Source organism: Cupriavidus sp. FW305-46 (assembly GCF_058787075.1).
In genome coordinates this window covers 43,705-61,684 of sequence record NZ_JBYSZI010000006.1, presented here as the reverse complement: position 1 = coordinate 61,684, position 17,980 = coordinate 43,705, and the positions used below count along the sequence as shown (strand labels likewise).

Genomic DNA, 17,980 nt, shown 5'->3' with positions numbered 1-17,980 from the left:
AGTGGGGGCAGGCCGTCAGGCCGGGTCGGCATCGCCGGGCGCGTCCATCAGCGCCCGTACCGCCTGCACGTCGGCGCGGGCCGGGCGGCCCGAGGCGTCGGCACGCACGGCGCCGCGTTCGTCGACGGCATCATACAGTGCAATATGAATGCCGACTGGGGCACCCAGTTCCGCGCGCACCTCGCCGGCGAGCAGCCGGGCCTCGCGGCGGTCGGGCCACTGGCCCTTCCACAGGAAGCTGAGGGTCTCGACCTCGCCGCGGCCGCCGAAATGCCGGCTCTCGCTGGTCTCGAAGTCCACGCCGGCGTTGATCAGGTGCAGTGCCGCGTCCTTGGCGCTGTCGCAGAAGCACTGCAGATAGATATCGGAGTGCTCGGTGGCGGTGCCGTTGAGCACGGCGCCGACCAGGTAAGGCCGGAACGGCGCCAGGTCTTCCATGGCCAGCACCGCCAGCCGGCGCAGCAGCGCCAGCACGCGGGGCTGGCTGTCGGCGTGGAACAGCGCCTGGTAGGCGCGCACTTCGGCTTCGACCTGTTCGTTGTCGGGCAGCCATTCGCCGGGCACGCGCTGCTCGCCCAGCACCTGGCGGGCGGCCTTGCGCTTGGCGGTGGCGTAGTCGGCACCGTCCTCGGCGATCATCCGGGCGGCAGCCTGGGCGATTTCCTCGCGCAGGCGGGTGGGGTCGGGGGTGGTGCGTCGGGTCATGCCCCATGATACCGGACGCTCCCGCGCAACCGGTGCGCGCGCTGCCGCAGTGCAGCGAAGGCCGCGGGCGCTCGGGTACAATCGGAGGCTTCCTGCCCGGCCACCGCACCGCAAGACTCGGCCTGAAACAGCCGCCATGCCGCCGCGCCACGCCGGGTGCCGAATCCCCACGCCTGCGGGCTTCAAGTCTTTCCGGGAACCCATGCATATTCATATCCTTGGCATCTGCGGCACCTTCATGGGCGGCCTGGCGGTGCTGGCCAAAGAGGCCGGCCACCGCGTCACCGGCTGCGATGCCAATGTCTACCCGCCGATGAGCACCCAGCTCGAGGCCCAGGGGATCGAGCTGATCGAAGGCTTCGACCCCGCGCAACTGTCGCTGGAGCCGGACCTGTTCGTGATCGGCAACGTGGTCTCGCGCGGCAATGCGCTGATGGAGGCCATCCTCGACCGCAACCTGCCCTATGTGTCGGGTCCGCAATGGCTGGGCGAGCACGTGCTGGCGCGCAAGTGGGTGCTGGCGGTGGCCGGCACGCACGGCAAGACCACCACCACGTCGATGCTGGCCTGGATCTTGGAGGATGCCGGCTACAACCCCGGCTTCCTGGTGGGCGGGGTGCCGCAGAACTTCGGCATCTCGGCGCGCGTGAGCGAATCGGACTTTTTCGTGATCGAGGCCGACGAGTACGACACCGCCTTCTTCGACAAGCGCAGCAAGTTTGTCCACTATCGCCCGCGCACTGCGATCCTGAACAACCTGGAATACGATCACGCCGACATCTTCCCGGATCTGGCGGCGATCGAGACCCAGTTCCACCACCTGGTGCGCACCGTGCCCGGCCAGGGCCGGGTTGTCGTCAACGGCCTGGAGGAAAGCCTGGCACGCGTGCTGGAGCGCGGCTGCTGGAGCGAGGTCGAGCAGTTTGGCGTGGGCGACTGGCGCGAGAGCGATGCTGCCGCCACTGCGGCGCCCGGCAAGGACGCCTTCGACGTCTGGTTTGGCGATACCGTCCAGGGTACCGTGGTGTGGGACTTGCAGGGCACCCATAACCGCATGAATGCGCTGGCCGCGATCGCCGCCGCGCGCCATGTGGGCGTGCCGGCCGCGCAGGCGATCGAATCGCTGTCCCGCTTTGCCAACGTCAAGCGCCGCATGGAAGTGCGCGGCGTGGCGGGCGGCGTGACCGTCTATGACGACTTCGCCCACCATCCGACCGCGATCCAGACCACGCTGGACGGGCTGCGCCGCCGCGTCGGCGATGCCCGCATCCTGGCGGTGCTGGAGCCGCGCTCCAACACCATGAAGCTGGGCGTGATGAAGGCGCAACTGCCGGCCAGCCTGGAGCAGGCCGACCTGGTGTTCGGCTACGGCGCCCCGGCCGGCAAGGACGCGCTGGGCTGGGACCTGGCCGGATCGCTGGCGCCGCTGGGCGACAAGGCCGCCGCCTTCCAGGACCTGGGCACGCTGGTGCAGGCCGTGCGTGCCGCGGCGCAGCCGGGCGACCACGTGCTGGTGATGAGCAACGGCGGCTTCGGCGGCGTGCACCAGAAGCTGCTGGACGCCCTGAGCCAGGGCGCCGCAAGCTGACCGGCGGGAAGGACCACCATGCTGCTGTACCTGCACGGATTCCGCTCCTCGCCCCAGTCGTTCAAGGCCCGGCTGGTGCAGGAGCGCATGCGCGAGTGGGGCGTGGGCCGCTACTACGCCTGCCCCACGCTCAATGTCTCGCCCGAAATGGCCATTGCCCAGGCGCAGGCCGCGATCCGCGCCGCGCAGGCCGGCGGCGACCAGGAGATCGCCATCGTCGGCTCGTCGCTGGGTGGCTTCTATGCCCGCTGGCTGGGCGAGCGCCATGGCTGCAGGACCGTGCTGCTCAATCCGGCCATCCATCCCTGGACCGACCTGGAAGCGTACCTGGGCGAGCAGCCGCTGTGGCACGGCGGCGGCTCGGTCACGGTCGAGCGCCGCCATCTGCAGGAACTGCTGGACCTGCGCGTGGACACCATCACCGATCCCGGACGCTATTACCTGCTCGCCGCCACCGGCGACGAAGTGCTGGACTACCGTGAGATGGTCGCGGCCTGCCCGGGCGCAAACATCCGCGTGATCGAGGGCAGCGACCACGGCATCAGCGAATTTGCCGACTACGTCGACGATGTGCTCGCCTTCTGCGGCTACGGCCCCGGCGGCAAGGTGCCGGCAGGCGCAGGCCCGGCATGAGCGCGCAGTCCGCGCGCCGCTGCAGCTGGAGCCCGCACCTGGCCTTTGATGCGGCCATCACGCCCAACCTGCGGCGCTGGGTGACCGGTGACGACGGCTCGCTGACCGCGCGCCTGGTGGCAGCATCGGAGCGCTTTCACGTGGCGCGCCTGCTGCAGCGCCCGCAGCGCCCGCTCGCCGATGAATGGCAGGTGCTGGGCCAGCACGACCGCACCCCCGCGCTGACGCGCGAGGTGCTGCTGATCTGCGACGATATTCCCGCCATATTTGCCCATACTGTGGTGCGCCAGCGCCATGCGCGCCGCGACTGGCCGTTCCTGCGCGGGCTGGGCGAGCGCCCGCTGGGCGGCCGGCTGTTTGTCGACCCGGCGGTGGCGCGCGAGCCGTTCCAGTTTGCGCGGCTGCTGCCGCACCATCCTCTGCGCCAGGCCTTGCAGCGAGTGCTGCCGGCCATGGCGCCACTGCCCATGCTGCCGGCGCGGCGCTCGGTGTTCCGGCGCGGCGACGGCGTCATGCTCGTGACAGAAGTGTTCCTGCCGGACCTGCTGTCGCGGCCATCCCCGGGGACCGAGGCGATTCCGCATCCCAGGTATTTGCGGACGACAGACCGAAGCCCCTCTACACACACTACCGAAACCAAGAAAGAGACCACGAGATGAAACTGCAGGGTCGGGTTGCCATCATCACCGGTGCCGCCGCCGGCATCGGGTTTGCCACCGCGCAGCGCTTTGCCGCGGACGGCGCCATCGTCGTCCTGTGCGACGTGCAGGAAGAGCGCGTGCGCGAGGCCGCCGACAAGCTGGCCGCCACCGGCGCCACCGTGTCGGCCTACCGCGTCGACGTGACCCGGCGCGACGAAGTCGATGCCATGGTGGCCGCCGTGCTGGCCGCGCACGAACGCGTAGACATCCTCGTCAATAACGCCGGCATCACCAAGGATGCACGCCTGGCCAAGATGACCGAGGCCCAGTTCGATGCCGTCATCGACGTCAACCTGAAGGGCGTGTTCAACTGCGCGCAGGCCGTGGCCGGCCTGATGAGCGAGCAGGGCAAGGGCGTGATCCTGAACGCTTCCAGCGTGGTCGGCCTGTACGGCAACTTCGGCCAGACCAACTACGCCGCCAGCAAGTTCGGCGTGATCGGCTTCACCAAGACCTGGGCGCGCGAGCTGGGCCCCAAGGGCGTGCGCGTGAACGCGGTGTGCCCGGGCTTCGTCAATACCGAGATCCTGCAGACCGTGCCGGAAAAGGTGCTGGACGGCATGAAATCGTCGTGCTGGCTGCGCCGCCTGGCCGAGCCGGCCGAGATCGCCAGCATCTACGCCTTCCTGGCCAGCGACGACGCCAGCTACGTCAACGGCGTGGCGATCGAGGCCAGCGGCGGCATGTCGCTCTGAACTGCGTGGGTGCACGCACCCCGCCGGGGCGCCGGCCCCCGCAGGCGCCGGAGCGGGGTGCGGTATCATTCCAGGTCTCAGGCCGTATCGATACGGCGTGGCCCGCGGCCAGCGATTTGCACCCCGCGCGCCGCACTCGCTTCCGTTCGCACGCATTTGCGCCCGGTTGCACCATTTCTCCCACAGGACCCGCCCCGGCGCTGCCTCTTGGCGGCCAGACGCGGTTCCGCGCATTTCTGAAAGTACCGATCGATGCAGTTGCTGTTCGAAGAAGGCGGCGAAATCCGCGCCGGCACCGTGCTGAACCAGCAGGGCGAGGCTTACCAGGTGGAGCTGCCAGCCGGCAAGCGTACCAAGGTCAAGTCGCGCGACGTGCTGCTGCAGTTCGCGCAGCCGTCGGCAATCGAGCTGGTGCGCCAGACCGGCGACATGATGGCCGAGATCGACCTGGACTTCCTGTGGGAATGCGCGCCCGAGGCTGAATTCGGCTTCGCCGAGCTGGCCGCCGAATACTACGGCGCCGAGCCCGGCCCGGTGCAGCAGGCGGCGCTGGCGATGGCGCTGCACGGCAACCCGGTGTACTTCCGCCGCAAGGGGCGCGGCCGCTACCAGCGCGCGCCCGAAGACCAGCTCAAGGCGGCGCTGGCCGCGCTCGAGCGCAAGCGCCAGCAGGCGCTGGTGCAGGCCGAGTACGAAGAGCAGCTCAAGGCGCTGACGCTGCCGGAGACGTTCCGCAACAAGGTGCTGCAACTGCTGTTCAAGCCGGACAAGAACAGCCTGGAATACAAGGCCATGGACGCCGCCTGCACCGCGCTGGGAATGACCCCGATGCGGCTGATGGTGGCCGCCGGCGGCGTCGCCAGTGCGCGCGCGCTGCATGAGGCCAAGTTCCTGGCCGAGTGCTTCCCGAAGGGAACGGGCTTTCCGGAAACCGACGTGCCCGAGCCGCCCGCCGACCTGCCGGTGGCCGACGTGGAGGCATTCTCGATCGACGACGTCACCACCACCGAGATCGACGATGCGCTGTCCGTGACCAAGCTGCCCGACGGCAAGCTGCGCATCGGCATCCATATCGCCGCGCCCGCGCTGGGCATCCGCCGCAGCGAACCGCTCGATGCAGTCGCGCGCCAGCGGCTGTCCACGGTCTATTTCCCGGGCGACAAGATCACCATGCTGCCCGACGCCGTGGTGGAGCGCTACACGCTGCAGGAAGGGCGCACGTGCCCGGCGCTGTCGCTGTATGTGACGGTGGACCCGACCGTGTGGCTGATCACCGGCAGCGAGACCCGCGCCGAGATGGTGCCGATCGCCGCCAACCTGCGCCACAACCTGCTCGACGATGTCATCACCGAGGCTGCGCTTGCCGCGGGCACCGGCGACTACCCGTTCCGCGACGCGCTGACGCAGCTGTGGCACTTTGCCGGCTACCTGTACGACGAGCGCCAGAAGGCGCGCCTGGCCAGCGGCCTGCGCCCCGAGACCCACAACCGCGCCGACTTCAATTTCTACCTGGACGACCAGGCCGACGGCAGCCAGCGCGTGCGCATCGAACAGCGCAAGCGCGGCTCGCCGCTGGACAAGATCGTTGCCGAGCTGATGATCCTGGCCAACAGCACCTGGGGCAAGCTGCTGGCCGACAACGGCGTGCCGGGCATCTACCGCACGCAGAAGGCGTGGGGCATGCACCGCACCCGCATGCAGACCTACCCGGCACCGCACGAGGGCCTGGGCGTGGCGCAGTACGCTTGGAGCACCTCGCCGCTGCGCCGCTATGTCGACCTGGTCAACCAGTGGCAGATCCTGGCGGTGGCCCAGCACGGCGTGACCGCCAAGCTGGTGGCGCCGTTCAAGCCCAAGGACGCCGACCTGCTGGCCGCGGTGGCGGACTTCGAAGGCACTTACGCCGCCTACGCCGACCACCAGTCGACCATGGAGCGCTACTGGTGCCTGCGCTGGCTCAAGCAGGAAAAGCGCGAGCGCATGGTGGCCTCGGTGCTCAAGGAAGGCGCGGTGCGCTTTACCGAGATCCCGCTGGTCACGCGCGTGCCCGAACTGGTGCAGGCGCAGCGCGGCACGCAGGTGCTGCTGGAGATCGGCGAGACCGACGAGATCACGCTGGAAGTGTCGTGCCGGGTGCTGGAGATCTTCGCCGGTGAAGGCGAAGTGCCCGAGGAAGAGCTGGAAAGCGACGAGGAAGCCGCAGAGCTGTCCGCCGAAGCCGCTGCCGATGCAGCCGCCGAGGAAGCGGCCGAGCAGGCCGCCGGGGTCTCGGACGAAGCCCCGGCCGAAGCGGGCGGCGACGATGCCGGCGCGGCGTCGGGCGAGCGCGACACCGGCACCCCGGCCGCCGGCTGAAGCCTTCGGAAATCGGCGGCGCTCACTTACAATGCCTGTCTGATCCGGGGCCCGCGGCCCCGGTCTTGCCAGGCCGCCGGCCCGGACCGGTTCGGGCCGCCGCCCGCCCTTCAGCCACCCTCCATCCATCGTGAACGCCACACTCGCCGCTCCCCGCCACTGGTGGCATGCCAGGTGGCACAACAGCAGTACGCTGGCCAAGGCGCTGGCCATTTCCGTGGCCGTGCACGTGCTGCTGCTGATGGTGCGGGTGGCTGCGCCCGAGGTGTTCGAGATCAAGCGCAGCGATGCCGCGCTGGACGTGGTGCTGGTCAATGCCAAGTCGGCGCAGAAGCCGCGCAACCCGACCGCGCTGGCGCAAGCCAACCTGGACGGCGGCGGCGACCATGACCTGCAGCGCGCTACCACGCCGCTGCCCGCGCAGACCCAGACGCAGGAAGGCGACCTGGTGCGCCAGGTGCAGCGCCGCGTCGAGCAGCTGGAACAGGAGCAGCAACGCCTGCTGACCCAGTCGCGCGAGGCCGCGCCGTCGGTGCGCAACCAGCCGCTCAAGCCCGGCGAGAAGCGCCAGGACACCCCGCAGCGCGGCCAGGACGAGCGCACCTCGACCGACGAGATGGCCAGGCTGGAGGCCGAGATCGGCCGCAACCTGGACCACTACGCCAAGCGGCCCAAGCGCTTCCAGCTGACCGCCACCAGCGCCCAGGCGGTCGACTACGCGCAGTACTATGACCGCCTGCGCCACAAGATCGAGGCGCGCGGCACCACTGACTTCCCGCAACGCAACGGCAAGCCGCTGTACGGCCAGCTGATCCTGGTGATCAACGTCAACCGGCTCGGCAAGCTCGGCTACAACCGCGACGGCTACAACGTCGATGCCATCGACGTGGTCAAGAGCTCGGGCGATCCCGCGCTGGACCGCCAGGCCGTGGCGATCGTGCGCGCGGCCGCGCCGTTCGGCCCCTTTACTGCCGAGATGGCGTCGCGCCAGGACATCCTCGAAGTCATTTCCACTTTCAAGTTTTCGCGCAACGGGCTGGAAACCCGCTTGCAGGCACGCTGATGACATCCACTGATTCTTCCCAAGCCACTTCCGACCGCTATGTGGTGATCGGCAACCCGGTTGCGCACAGCCGTTCGCCGGCGATCCACGCGGCCTTTGCGCGCCAGACCGGCGAGGCCGTGCAATACGACCGCCTGGAGGCGCCGCTGGACGGGTTTGCCGATGCCGTGCGCCAGTTCTTTGCCGAGGGCGGCTACGGCTGCAATGTCACCGTGCCGTTCAAGCTCGAAGCCTATGACCTGGCCGACCGCCTGACCGAGCGCGCCGAGGCCGCCGGCGCGGTCAACACGCTGTGGATCGAAGAGGGCATGATCCATGGCGACAACACCGACGGCATCGGCCTGGTGCGCGATATCCAGGACAACCTCGACACCCTGATCGAAGGCAAGCGCGTGCTGCTGCTGGGCGCCGGCGGCGCCGCCATGGGCGCGATGCTGCCGCTGATCGAATGCCGGCCGTCGCGCATCGTGGTGGCCAACCGCACCGCCTCGCGCGCGAGCGACATGCTGGAAGAGTTTGTCGAAGCCGCCGACCAGTACGGCGTGGAGCTGTGGGGCGGCGGGCTCGATGCGCTCGACGGGCTGTCCGAGGACGAAGCCGTGGACGTGGTCATCAATGCTTCGTCCAGCAGCCTGCATGGCGAAGTGCCGCCGGTGCCCGAGTTCCTGCTGGGCGAAGGCGTGCTGGCCTACGACATGATGTACGGCGCCGAGCCCACGGTGTTCCTGCAGTTCGCCGCGCGCTGTGGCGCGCGCACCAGCGACGGCCTGGGCATGCTGGTCGAACAGGCGGCTGAAGCGTTCTACAGCTGGCGCGGCGTGCGCCCCCGCACCGCCCCCGTGCTGGCCGAGCTGCGCGCCGCGCTGCAGGCCGAACGCAAGGGCTGACCGGGGCGCCGCCAGCCGTGGCCAACCGCAACCGCGCAGCCAGCGCCAGCCGCGGCGCAGCCCCCGCACGCACGGTGTTCAACCCGGTCCGCTGGCTCGGCTACCTGCTGGGCTGCGTGGCGGCGGGCGTGGTGGCGATGCAGCTGTACTTCTTCGTGCAGATCGCAAGCTGGCAATACATCAATCCTTCGACGACCACGTTCATGCGCGCCGAGCGCTGGCGCCTGTGCGGCATCAACCTCTGGAACTGCGGCATCGACCGGCAATGGGTACCGTACGACCGCATCTCGCGCAACCTCAAGCGCGCGGTGATCGCCAGCGAGGACGCCGACTTCGTCAACCATCCGGGCTATGAGCTGGATGCCATGCTCGATGCCTGGGAGCGCAACAAGAAGCGCGGGCGCATCGTGCGCGGCGGTTCCACCATCACGCAGCAGCTGGCCAAGAACCTGTTCCTGTCGTCCGAGCAGCAATACCTGCGCAAGGGCCAGGAGCTGGCCATCACGTGGATGCTCGAGTTCTGGCTGGACAAGCAGCGCATCTACGAGATCTACCTGAATTCGGTGGAGTGGGGCGAGGGCGTGTTCGGCGCGCAGGCCGCGGCGCAGCACTACTTCCGCACCAGCGCCGACAAGCTCAGCGTGGGCCAGTCCGCGCGCCTGGCCGCGGCGCTGCCGGCACCCAAGTGCTTCGACAAGAAGGAATACTGCGCCAACGTGCGCGTGAATTTCCGCGCCAAGGCAAGCACCATCGCGCGGCGGATGGGGGCAGCCACGCTGCCCGACTGAGCCCCGCGGGGCTCAGCTCAGCCAGCCCTTCCTGCGGAAATACACCAGCGGGATCGCCGCCGACACCGCCATCAGCGCAATCGCCCACGGATAGCCCGCGCCCCAGTCCAGCTCCGGCATGAACTTGAAGTTCATGCCGTAGATGCTGGCGATCAGCGTGGGCGGCATCAGCGCCACCGACACCACCGAGAACAGTTTGATGATCTTGTTCTGGTTGATGTTGATGAAACCGACGGTCGCGTCCATCAGGAAGTTGATCTTGTCGAACAGGAACGCGGTGTGGTTCTCGATCGAGTCGATGTCGCGCAGGATCTGGCGGGCCTCGTCCTGCTGCTCGGCCGACAGCAGCTGGCTGCGCATCAGGAAGGACACCGCGCGGCGCGTGTCCATCACGTTGCGGCGGATGCGCCCGTTCAAGTCTTCCTCGCGGGCGATGGTTTCCAGCACGTCGGCCGCGGCGGCATCGGTCACGTTCTCGGCCAGCACGCGGCGGCTCGCTTCTTCGAGCCGCTCGTAGATTTCCTCGATCGAGTCGGCGGAATACTCGGCGTCGGTCGCGTACAGGTCCATCAGCACGTCCTTGGCATTGCGCACCGAGCCCGGGCGCATGCGTGCGCGCAGCCGCACCAGCCGGAACACCGGCAGGTCTTCGTCGTGGATGGAGAACAGTACGTCGCGCGTCAGCACGAAAGCCACGCGCACGTTGCGCGACAAGGCCTCTTCCTCGTCCAGCAGGAAGTCGGTGCGGATATGGATATTCTCGTCCTCGCCCTCGAAATATCGCGCGGACGCTTCCAGGTCGCCCAGGTCTTCCAGTTCGGGAAGGGCGACGCCATAGGCTTCCTTGATCCAGTTCAGTTCCTCGTCGTCGGGATTGACGACATCGATCCAGATCGGCTTGTGCTGCAGCAGCTCATTGCGCTCGTCGACCTGCTCCTGGGCAAGCCGGCCTTTCTGCAGGACGAACAGGTTGATCATCCCCGGGATTCCTTATTGCTGATTGCGACGAAAAACAAAGACAAGCGCGAAGACAAGCGCAGGCGGCTCGCCGCATTCCCAGGTAGTCCGTCATGCCCTGCATGGCCTGGCGAGACGCCGGAAGGCGCCCTGCCAGGGCCGGGCCACGGGCAAGCGTGATCGCGCTGTACCGCGGCTGCCGGACGCAACGGACTCGGCGGGCGGTACAAGGCGATGGCGTTTGCCTGGGTTGGCTGGCTAGCCGGGAGAGGGAAAATCCGCACGCGGTGCGGCGCGCATGGATGGCGCCGCCGGTGGCACGGAAAGACACTCGCCCGCAGTGTTCTGCTGCGGGCGAGGCCGACGAGGCGCGGAGCCGGGTGCTCCGGGCGGGTCGTCGTTACGCAGCCCGCAGTGACATGGCATTCGCAGAGGTCGCAGCGCTGCTGCGGCAACTCGAACACCCGATGCTACTGCCCACGTAATTTCTCCGGGATTGTGATGGCCGCGAGTGTAGCCCAACGTAGGGTGGATTGTTAAGTGAAATCTCCGCGCACGCGGCCCGCTGTTGCCCGCTCACGACCGGCGGCGCGCCCACCTGGCGATCAGCCCAGCGCGCCCTGCAGCCGGCGCCACAGCAGCGGCGCCAGCATCACCGAGGACAGCGCCAGGAACATCAGCACGATCGCCGCGTAGTCCTGCCAGTGCGGCTGCTCGCCCAGCATCCACATGCCCGAGAACACGCCGACTACCGGAATGAACATGATCGACAGGCTCGACACCACCGGCGGCAGGCTGCGCGCCAGCCCGAACCAGACCAGGTGGCAGAAGGCGAAGACCACCACCGCGTTGTAGGCGATGGCGCCCCATTCGACGGCGGTGGGCATGCGCCAGCCGTCTTCCAGCAGCAGCGAGCCGACCGCCAGGAAGGGCAGGGTCACGGCCAGCATCCAGAACGTCATGGCGCCGATGGGCACGTCGGTCGGGGTGCGTTTTATCAATTGGGTGCCGAAGCCCCAGCCGGCCGCGGCCAGCAGCATCAGCAGCGTGCCGGCCGGGCTGCCGGTCAGCGCGGCGAGCTCGCCGGAAAGCAGCAGCACCGTTCCGGCCAGCGCGCAGCCGATGCCCAGCCAGGCCCAGGCGCCGATGCGCTCGCGGAAGAACACCAGGCCCCAGACCACTGCCCAGATCGGCATGGTGTAGCCCAGGATGGCGGCCCGGCCCGAGGACAGCATCTTGACCGCGCAGATCGCAAACAGGTGCCAGACCACCATGTTGGGAATGGCCAGGCGGACCACCGTGCCCCATTCGCGCCGCGGCACGGCCAGCGAATCGCCGCGCAGTCGCAACGCCAGCCCCAGCGCCACCAGCCCGCCCGCCATGCACAGCAGGCGGAAGCCCATCGCCGGAAAGTGCGCTACGCCAACCTTCATGATGGGCCAGTTGATGCCCCAGGCAAGGGTGAGCACGACAAGCAGGAAGATACCGCGGCGATCGAGAGACATGACGGGACGCGGCTGTGCGTCATGCCGCGCTTTGTTTTGAGAGGAAGCGCAAAACCATAGCACGCAGCGGGTAAAATTGCCGGAAGCGACATATGCTGCAGGGATGAAAGGTTTTCACGCCGCTGCGGCCAACCGCGCCGGCCGGGCCAATGGGGCGCCGGCGCCACCAGGATATTCCGAGTACCCATGACTTTCACCGAGCAGCTTGCTGCCGCCTGGCAGCGCAACGATTCCCTCCTGTGCGTCGGGCTCGATCCTGACCCGCAGAAGCTGCCGCTGTCCCTGACCGGGGCGGGCGGCGCCATCTTTTCGTTCTGCCGCGAGATCGTTGACGCCACCGCCGACCTGGTCTGCGCCTTCAAGCCGCAGATTGCGTACTTCCACTCGCAGCGCGCGGAAGACCAGCTCGAGCAGCTGATCCACTATATCCACGACGCCCACCCCGGCATCCCGGTGATCCTGGACGCCAAGCGCGGCGACATCGGCTCGACCGCCGAGCACTACGCGCTGGAGGCCTTCGAGCGCTACCGCGCCGACGCGGTCACGGTCAGCCCGTACATGGGCTTCGATTCGATGCAGCCGTACCTGGCTTATCCCGACCGCGGCGTGATCGTGCTGTGCCGCACCTCCAACCCGGGCGGCTCGGACGTGCAGTTCCTGCAGGTCGACGGCAAGCCGCTGTACCAGCTGGTGGCCGAGGCCGCGCGCGAGCGCTGGAACACCACCGGCCAGATGGGCCTGGTGGTCGGCGCGACCTTCCCCAACGAGATCGCGCGGGTGCGCCAGATCGTCGGCGACATGCCACTGCTGATCCCGGGCATCGGCGCCCAGGGTGGCGACATCGAGGCCACGGTCAAGGCGGGGCGCACCGCGGACGGCACCGGCATGATGATCAACTCGTCGCGCGCCATCCTCTACGCCAGCCGCGAGAAGGATTTTGCGGCGGCGGCGCGCAATGTCGCGCTGCAGACGCGGGAGACCATCAATCGCTATCGCCACGGCTGAAACCGGGCGTAGACAATAAAAAACCGCGCCGGAGACGGCGCGGTTTTTTATTGGGCGCAGATTGCCGGGCGCCGGCCTCAGGCCTCGTTCCGGATCAGCTCCAGCAGCCCCCGCATGGCATGCTCGGCCGCCTGCCGGCGGATCTGGCCGCGGTCGCCGCGAAAGCGCTGAGTCTCGGTATTGGTGGTAATGCGGTTGCTCCAGCCGAAGCAGACCATGCCCACCGGCTTTTCCGGGGTGCCGCCGTTGGGCCCGGCCACGCCGGTGATCGATAGCGCCACCTGGGCGCGGCTGTTGAGCAGCGCGCCTTCGGCCATGGCGCGCGCCACTTCCTCGCTGACCGCGCCGTGGTCGCGGATCAGCTTGGCCGGCACGCCCAGCATGGTGGACTTGGCCTCATTGGAATAGGTGACGAAGCCGCGCTCGAACCAGCCGGACGAGCCGGATACGTCGGTAATGGCGGCAGCCACCAGCCCGCCGGTGCAGGATTCGGCAGTGGCCAGCATCAGGGATTTGTCGGCAAGGGCGACGCCGGCCTGGATGGCGAGCTGGTCGAGCAGGCGGCTGACAGACATGGTGGATACAGGTAGTTTTGAGGGGAATCAGCTTGCAATGGCTGGCGATGCGGGGCTCAGAACGAGCGCCACAGCGCAAACACCAGCAGCGTGTAGAAGGCCGCGAAGATGTCGTCGAACATCACGCCAAAGCCGCCGCGCAGGCCCGGACCCTTGAGCGTGCGGTCATAGTGGCCGATCGGCGCCGGCTTGGCGATGTCGAACAGCCGGAACCACAGGAAGGCGGCGAACTGCCCCCAGAAGCCGGTCGGCATGACAAAGGCCAGCACCAGCCAGAAGGCGACGATCTCGTCCCAGACCATGCTGCCATGGTCGTGCACGCCCATGTCGCGCGCGGTGCGCGCGCACGCCCACAGGCCGACCAGGAAGCCGCCGGCGATGATCCACAGCCAGGTGGTGGGCTCGATCCACAGCGAAATCACTACGAACGACAGCCAGGCGTAGAGCGTGCCGACCGTGCCCGGCGCAACGGGCGACAGGCCCGAGCCGAAGCCGAAGGCGATCAGGTGGGCCGGATGGGACAGCATGAAGCGCGCGCTCGGGCGCGTGACCTTGACGGTCTGGCCGGCTTCCAGGGTCAGGGCGGGGTCGCGCGGCGCGGCCCCGGGAGGCAAGGTGGACATCAAAATTGGCTCGTGTGATGCAGATACTGCTTATGGTTATGGCCGGCTTGCGCTGCCATGCTTGCGGGACTCCCGTGCCCGCGCAGCGCGCCGATGCCGGCATCATGACATGCCCGCGACCCGGTGTCAGGGGGCAGCGAAGTGGTCGAAGCTGGCGCCTTGGTACCGGGTCGGGTTGCCGGTACTGTCGACCAGCCGCAGGCCGGGCTCGGGCGTGATCGCGCCGACACGTGCGAGCGGCAGCGCCAGCCGTTCGCTGATCGCCGCAATGGCGTCGCGACTGCCGGCGGGCGCGGTGAAGCACAGTTCGTAGTCGTCGCCGCCGGCCAGCACGCATTCGCGCTGGATGGCATCGGGCTGGCTGGCCAGTACCGCCGAGCGCGGCAGCGCATCGACGTCGACCAGCGCGCCGACCTGCGAGCGTTCCAGGATATGGCCCAGGTCGCCGACCAGTCCGTCGGAAATGTCGAGTGCGGCATGCGCCACACCGCGCAGGGCCTTGCCCAGCGCCACGCGCGGCGTGGGCGTGTCCATGCGCGGGCGCACCTGGCTGAACTCGGGCTCAGGCAGCAGCCATTCGCCGCGGCAGTCGCCCAGCGCCAGGCGGGCGTCGCCAAGCGTGCCGGAAATCCAGATATCGTCGCCGGGCCGCGCGGCGTCGCGGCGCAGCGCGGCGCGCAGCGGCACGTCGCCGAATACCGTCAGCGAAAGCGTCAGCGGGCCGCGCGTGGTGTCGCCGCCGACCAGTTCGCAGCCGTGGGCGTCAGCCAGCGCCAGCATGCCATCGGCCAGCTCGGCCAGCCAGGCGGGGTCGGCCTCGGGCAGGGCCAGTGCCAGGGTGAACGCGCGCGGCTCGGCGCCCATGGCGGCCAGGTCGGACAAGTTCACGGCCAGGGCCTTGTGGCCGAGTGCGCGCGGCGCCACGTCCGGGAAGAAATGCCGGCCGCTCACCAGCATGTCGGTGCTGATGGCCAGGTGGTGGCCGGGGCGGCCCTCGATCAGCGCGCAGTCATCGCCCACGCCGAGCGCGGCCTTGCGCACCGGCCGCGTGAAAAAGCGGCGGATCAGGTCGAACTCGGAAAGCGGGGCTGGCTGGGCGTGGGACATCGTCGTCGGGAAGATTCGCCCGCCGGGTGGGACGGGATCGGGGGCTGCGCGTTGCGCGAAGATGAATGGCGATCCGGTGCAATCCCGCGGCGCCTGCGCAGCGCGTCAGGATGGGGCGCGTCCGGCATTTCAGCAAGATACTGCCGCGCACGACAGCCATGACCATCGCGCGGTACGCCGCTTCTGCCGGCAGGCGCTACGCTTGCTGGTATTGCCCGGGGGGATGGGGCATATTGTACCGAATCGCAAAGGTGCCCCAAGTAAAAGGCTTATTGTGAAATAGTATTTCACAATATAAAATGCTGGGTTCCAAAGGAAGAGAAGGGCGGACACGTGGAGCCGGTCCGCCGATCGTCCCCCGCCTCGTCAATGACGGCTCCACCGATTGGAAGATGCGCCGATGACCAGCCCTCAGCAGTCCCCGTCCCAAGACGATCTGAAACAGCAGCAGCGTGAGGCGCTGCGCAAAGCGGCGCTCGAGTACCACGAGTTTCCCACCCCCGGCAAGATCTCGGTCACGCCGACCAAGCCGCTGTCGAACCAGCGCGACCTGGCCCTGGCCTATTCGCCGGGCGTGGCCGCCGCTTGTGAAGAGATCGTTTCCGATCCGGCCAATTCCTTCCGCTACACCGCCCGCGGCAACCTGGTCGCGGTGATCACCAACGGCACCGCCGTGCTGGGCCTGGGCGACATTGGCGCCGCGGCTTCCAAGCCGGTGATGGAAGGCAAGGCTGGCCTGTTCAAGAAGTTTGCCGGTATCGACGTGTTCGATATCGAAGTCGACGAGAAGGACCCGGAAAAGCTGGTCCAGATCATCGCCGCGCTGGAGCCCACCTTCGGCGGCATCAACCTCGAAGACATCAAGGCACCGGAGTGCTTCTACGTCGAGCGCAAGCTGCGCGAGAAGATGAAGATTCCCGTCTTCCACGATGACCAGCACGGCACCGCCATCGTGGTGTCCGCGGCCATCATCAACGGCCTGAAGGTGGTCGGCAAGGACATCAAGAAGGTCAAGCTGGTGGCCTCGGGCGCCGGCGCGGCCGCGCTGGCCTGCCTGGACCTGCTGGTCGACATCGGCCTGCCGATCGAGAACATCTGGGTGACGGACCTGGCCGGCGTGGTCTACGAAGGCCGTACCGAGCTGATGGACCCGGAAAAGGCGCGCTTCTCGCAAAAGACCGACAAGCGCAAGCTGGCCGAAGTGATCGACGGCGCCGACATCTTCCTGGGCCTGTCAGCCGCGGGCGTGCTCAAGCAGGACATGGTCCAGCGCATGGCCGACAAGCCGCTGGTGCTGGCACTGGCCAACCCCAACCCGGAAATCGCGCCGGAGCTGGTCAAGGAAGTGCGCCCCGACGCCGTGATGGCCACCGGCCGCACCGACTACCCGAACCAGGTCAACAACGTCCTGTGCTTCCCGTTCATCTTCCGCGGGGCGCTGGATTGCGGCGCCACCACCATCACGCGCGAGATGGAAATCGCCGCGGCCAATGCCCTGGCCGAACTGGCACGCCAGGAGCAGAGCGACATCGTCGCCACTGCCTATGGCATCCAGGACCTGTCGTTCGGCCCCGAGTACCTGATTCCGAAGCCGTTCGACCCGCGCCTGATCGTCAAGGTGGCGCCGGCCGTGGCCGAGGCCGCGATGAAATCCGGCGTGGCCGCCCGTCCGATCGAGGACATGGACGCCTACCGCCTGCAGCTGCAGCAGTTCGTGTACCACTCGGGCACGCTGATGAAGCCGATCTACGCCGCCGCGCGCAAGGTCGAGATGGATAAGAAGCGCATCGTCTTCGCCGAAGGCGAGCAAGAGCGCGTGCTGCGTGCGGTGCAGGTGATCGTCGACGAAAAGCTGGCCAACCCGATCCTGATCGGCCGCCCGGCCGTGCTGCAGCACCGCATCGAGCGCTTCGGCCTGCGCCTGCGCGCCGGCGTGGACTTCACCGTGGTCAACCCCGAGCACGATGAGCGTTTCCGCGACTATTCCGACGCCTATTACCGCATGATGGCGCGCGAGGGCATCACGCCCGAGTACGCCAAGCTGGAGCTGCGCCGCCGCACCACGCTGATCGGCGCAATGCTGGTCAAGAAGGGCGAGGCCGACGGCATGATCTGCGGCACCGTCAGCAATACCGCTGCGCACCTGCGCTATATCGACCAGGTGCTGGGCGGCACCAGCAAGGTCTACGCGGCGATGAACGGCCTGGTGCTGCCGGGCCGCCAGATCTTCCTGGTGGATACGCACGTCAACGTCGACCCGAGCGCCGAAGAGCTGGCACAGATCACGCTGATGGCCGCCGAGGAACTGAAGCGCTTTGGCATCGAGCCCAAGATCGCGCTGCTGTCGCATTCGAACTTCGGCTCGTCCGAAGCGCCTTCGGCCCGCAAGATGCGCGAAACCCTCGCCATCCTGCGCGATCGCGCCCCGGACCTGGAGATCGACGGCGAAATGCACGGCGACAGCGCGCTCGACCAGAAGCTACGCGACCAGCTGGTGCCGGACGGCGCGCTCAAGGGCGAAGCCAACCTGCTGGTGTGCCCGAACATCGACGCGGCCAATATCTCGTACAACCTGCTCAAGGTTGCCGCGGGCAACAACGTCGCGATCGGGCCGATCTTGCTGGGCGTGAAGGCGCCGGTGCACATCCTGACGCCGTCGGCCACGGTGCGGCGCATCGTCAACATGACCTCGCTGGTCGTGGTGGACGCCGCTGCCAAGCGCTAAACCGCTGGTAGCGCCGGTTGCATGGCCGGTAACAGGCCAATGCGATGAAAAGCCGGGCTCGCCCGGCT

The 17,980-nt window shown here is 68.1% G+C and carries 16 protein-coding genes; 10 read left to right on the top strand and 6 right to left on the bottom strand.

Going from position 1 to position 17,980, the window contains the following annotated elements; genetic code table 11:
* Positions 1-15: 15 nt before the first annotated feature.
* Positions 16-705, bottom strand: coding sequence for a UDP-N-acetylmuramate--alanine ligase (locus AC3WON_RS04505; protein WP_492320299.1), 690 nt, complete (start codon positions 703-705; stop codon positions 16-18).
* 202 nt (positions 706-907) lie between these two features.
* Here AC3WON_RS04505 and mpl point away from each other — a divergent pair, with 202 nt between their 5' ends.
* The 8 genes from mpl to mtgA all read left to right on the top strand — a co-directional run bounded on the left by mpl (position 908) and on the right by mtgA (position 9,415).
* On the top strand, positions 908-2,293 hold the full coding sequence (gene mpl / locus AC3WON_RS04500; RefSeq protein WP_492351217.1) for a UDP-N-acetylmuramate:L-alanyl-gamma-D-glutamyl-meso-diaminopimelate ligase: 1,386 nt from the start codon (positions 908-910) through the stop codon (positions 2,291-2,293).
* 18 nt (positions 2,294-2,311) lie between these two features.
* Entirely contained in the window at positions 2,312-2,926 is a 615-nt protein-coding gene (locus tag AC3WON_RS04495) for a YqiA/YcfP family alpha/beta fold hydrolase (RefSeq protein ID WP_492320297.1), read from the top strand.
* Positions 2,923-3,585, top strand: coding sequence for a chorismate--pyruvate lyase family protein (locus AC3WON_RS04490; protein ID WP_492351216.1), 663 nt, complete (start codon positions 2,923-2,925; stop codon positions 3,583-3,585). Before AC3WON_RS04495 ends, AC3WON_RS04490 begins: the two co-directional genes overlap by 4 nt.
* On the top strand, positions 3,582-4,322 hold the full coding sequence (gene fabG / locus AC3WON_RS04485; RefSeq protein WP_492320296.1) for a 3-oxoacyl-ACP reductase FabG: 741 nt from the start codon (positions 3,582-3,584) through the stop codon (positions 4,320-4,322). Before AC3WON_RS04490 ends, fabG begins: the two co-directional genes overlap by 4 nt.
* 252 nt (positions 4,323-4,574) lie before the next feature.
* Positions 4,575-6,677, top strand: coding sequence for a ribonuclease catalytic domain-containing protein (locus AC3WON_RS04480; protein ID WP_492351215.1), 2,103 nt, complete (start codon positions 4,575-4,577; stop codon positions 6,675-6,677).
* Positions 6,678-6,807: 130 nt separating this feature from the next.
* Positions 6,808-7,740 (top strand): energy transducer TonB family protein, encoded by a 933-nt coding sequence (locus tag AC3WON_RS04475; protein ID WP_492320294.1) that lies wholly within the window; start codon positions 6,808-6,810, stop codon positions 7,738-7,740.
* Positions 7,740-8,627 carry a shikimate dehydrogenase gene (gene aroE / locus AC3WON_RS04470; protein ID WP_492351214.1) on the top strand — a complete coding sequence of 296 codons (888 nt, stop codon included), beginning with the start codon at positions 7,740-7,742 and terminating at the stop codon, positions 8,625-8,627. Before AC3WON_RS04475 ends, aroE begins: the two co-directional genes overlap by 1 nt.
* Positions 8,628-8,764: 137 nt before the next feature.
* Positions 8,765-9,415 carry a monofunctional biosynthetic peptidoglycan transglycosylase gene (mtgA, locus tag AC3WON_RS04465; protein ID WP_492320377.1) on the top strand — a complete coding sequence of 217 codons (651 nt, stop codon included), beginning with the start codon at positions 8,765-8,767 and terminating at the stop codon, positions 9,413-9,415.
* Between the two features lie 12 nt (positions 9,416-9,427).
* Here the strand turns inward: mtgA and corA are convergent, their stop codons facing one another.
* Positions 9,428-10,393 (bottom strand): magnesium/cobalt transporter CorA, encoded by a 966-nt coding sequence (corA, locus tag AC3WON_RS04460; protein WP_010813196.1) that lies wholly within the window; start codon positions 10,391-10,393, stop codon positions 9,428-9,430.
* A 584-nt stretch (positions 10,394-10,977) separates the two neighbouring features.
* Positions 10,978-11,877, bottom strand: coding sequence for a DMT family transporter (locus tag AC3WON_RS04455; protein WP_492320292.1), 900 nt, complete (start codon positions 11,875-11,877; stop codon positions 10,978-10,980).
* A gap of 186 nt (positions 11,878-12,063) precedes the next feature.
* Between AC3WON_RS04455 and pyrF the strand changes: the two genes are divergently transcribed.
* Complete coding sequence (gene pyrF / locus AC3WON_RS04450; RefSeq protein WP_018312125.1) at positions 12,064-12,882, top strand: orotidine-5'-phosphate decarboxylase; 819 nt, start codon at positions 12,064-12,066, stop codon at positions 12,880-12,882.
* A 77-nt stretch (positions 12,883-12,959) separates the two neighbouring features.
* Here pyrF and AC3WON_RS04445 read toward each other — a convergent pair whose 3' ends face one another.
* The 3 genes from AC3WON_RS04445 to thiL form a co-directional block, all read right to left on the bottom strand.
* Positions 12,960-13,457, bottom strand: a complete 498-nt coding sequence (locus AC3WON_RS04445) for a CinA family protein (RefSeq protein WP_492320291.1) — start codon at positions 13,455-13,457, stop codon at positions 12,960-12,962.
* Positions 13,458-13,513: 56 nt separating this feature from the next.
* Positions 13,514-14,080: a phosphatidylglycerophosphatase A family protein gene (locus AC3WON_RS04440; protein WP_492320290.1), complete on the bottom strand. Its 567-nt coding sequence runs from the start codon at positions 14,078-14,080 to the stop codon at positions 13,514-13,516.
* A 126-nt stretch (positions 14,081-14,206) separates the two neighbouring features.
* Positions 14,207-15,187 (bottom strand): thiamine-phosphate kinase, encoded by a 981-nt coding sequence (gene thiL, locus AC3WON_RS04435; protein ID WP_492351213.1) that lies wholly within the window; start codon positions 15,185-15,187, stop codon positions 14,207-14,209.
* 400 nt (positions 15,188-15,587) lie between these two features.
* Here thiL and AC3WON_RS04430 point away from each other — a divergent pair, with 400 nt between their 5' ends.
* Positions 15,588-17,912 carry an NADP-dependent malic enzyme gene (locus tag AC3WON_RS04430; protein ID WP_492351212.1) on the top strand — a complete coding sequence of 775 codons (2,325 nt, stop codon included), beginning with the start codon at positions 15,588-15,590 and terminating at the stop codon, positions 17,910-17,912.
* The last annotated feature ends 68 nt before the right edge of the window (positions 17,913-17,980 follow it).

What these genes read in the sequence shown, in the direction of transcription:
- AC3WON_RS04505 (WP_492320299.1), bottom strand. Translation starts at nt 705, where the DNA reads ATGACCCGACGCACCACCCCCGACCCCACCCGCCTGCGCGAGGAAATC.
- mpl (WP_492351217.1), top strand. Translation starts at nt 908, where the DNA reads ATGCATATTCATATCCTTGGCATCTGCGGCACCTTCATGGGCGGCCTG.
- AC3WON_RS04495 (WP_492320297.1), top strand. Translation starts at nt 2,312, where the DNA reads ATGCTGCTGTACCTGCACGGATTCCGCTCCTCGCCCCAGTCGTTCAAG.
- AC3WON_RS04490 (WP_492351216.1), top strand. Translation starts at nt 2,923, where the DNA reads ATGAGCGCGCAGTCCGCGCGCCGCTGCAGCTGGAGCCCGCACCTGGCC.
- fabG (WP_492320296.1), top strand. Translation starts at nt 3,582, where the DNA reads ATGAAACTGCAGGGTCGGGTTGCCATCATCACCGGTGCCGCCGCCGGC.
- AC3WON_RS04480 (WP_492351215.1), top strand. Translation starts at nt 4,575, where the DNA reads ATGCAGTTGCTGTTCGAAGAAGGCGGCGAAATCCGCGCCGGCACCGTG.
- aroE (WP_492351214.1), top strand. Translation starts at nt 7,740, where the DNA reads ATGACATCCACTGATTCTTCCCAAGCCACTTCCGACCGCTATGTGGTG.
- mtgA (WP_492320377.1), top strand. Translation starts at nt 8,765, where the DNA reads ATGCAGCTGTACTTCTTCGTGCAGATCGCAAGCTGGCAATACATCAAT.
- corA (WP_010813196.1), bottom strand. Translation starts at nt 10,393, where the DNA reads ATGATCAACCTGTTCGTCCTGCAGAAAGGCCGGCTTGCCCAGGAGCAG.
- AC3WON_RS04455 (WP_492320292.1), bottom strand. Translation starts at nt 11,877, where the DNA reads ATGTCTCTCGATCGCCGCGGTATCTTCCTGCTTGTCGTGCTCACCCTT.
- pyrF (WP_018312125.1), top strand. Translation starts at nt 12,064, where the DNA reads ATGACTTTCACCGAGCAGCTTGCTGCCGCCTGGCAGCGCAACGATTCC.
- AC3WON_RS04445 (WP_492320291.1), bottom strand. Translation starts at nt 13,457, where the DNA reads ATGTCTGTCAGCCGCCTGCTCGACCAGCTCGCCATCCAGGCCGGCGTC.
- AC3WON_RS04440 (WP_492320290.1), bottom strand. Translation starts at nt 14,080, where the DNA reads ATGTCCACCTTGCCTCCCGGGGCCGCGCCGCGCGACCCCGCCCTGACC.
- thiL (WP_492351213.1), bottom strand. Translation starts at nt 15,187, where the DNA reads ATGTCCCACGCCCAGCCAGCCCCGCTTTCCGAGTTCGACCTGATCCGC.
- AC3WON_RS04430 (WP_492351212.1), top strand. Translation starts at nt 15,588, where the DNA reads ATGACCAGCCCTCAGCAGTCCCCGTCCCAAGACGATCTGAAACAGCAG.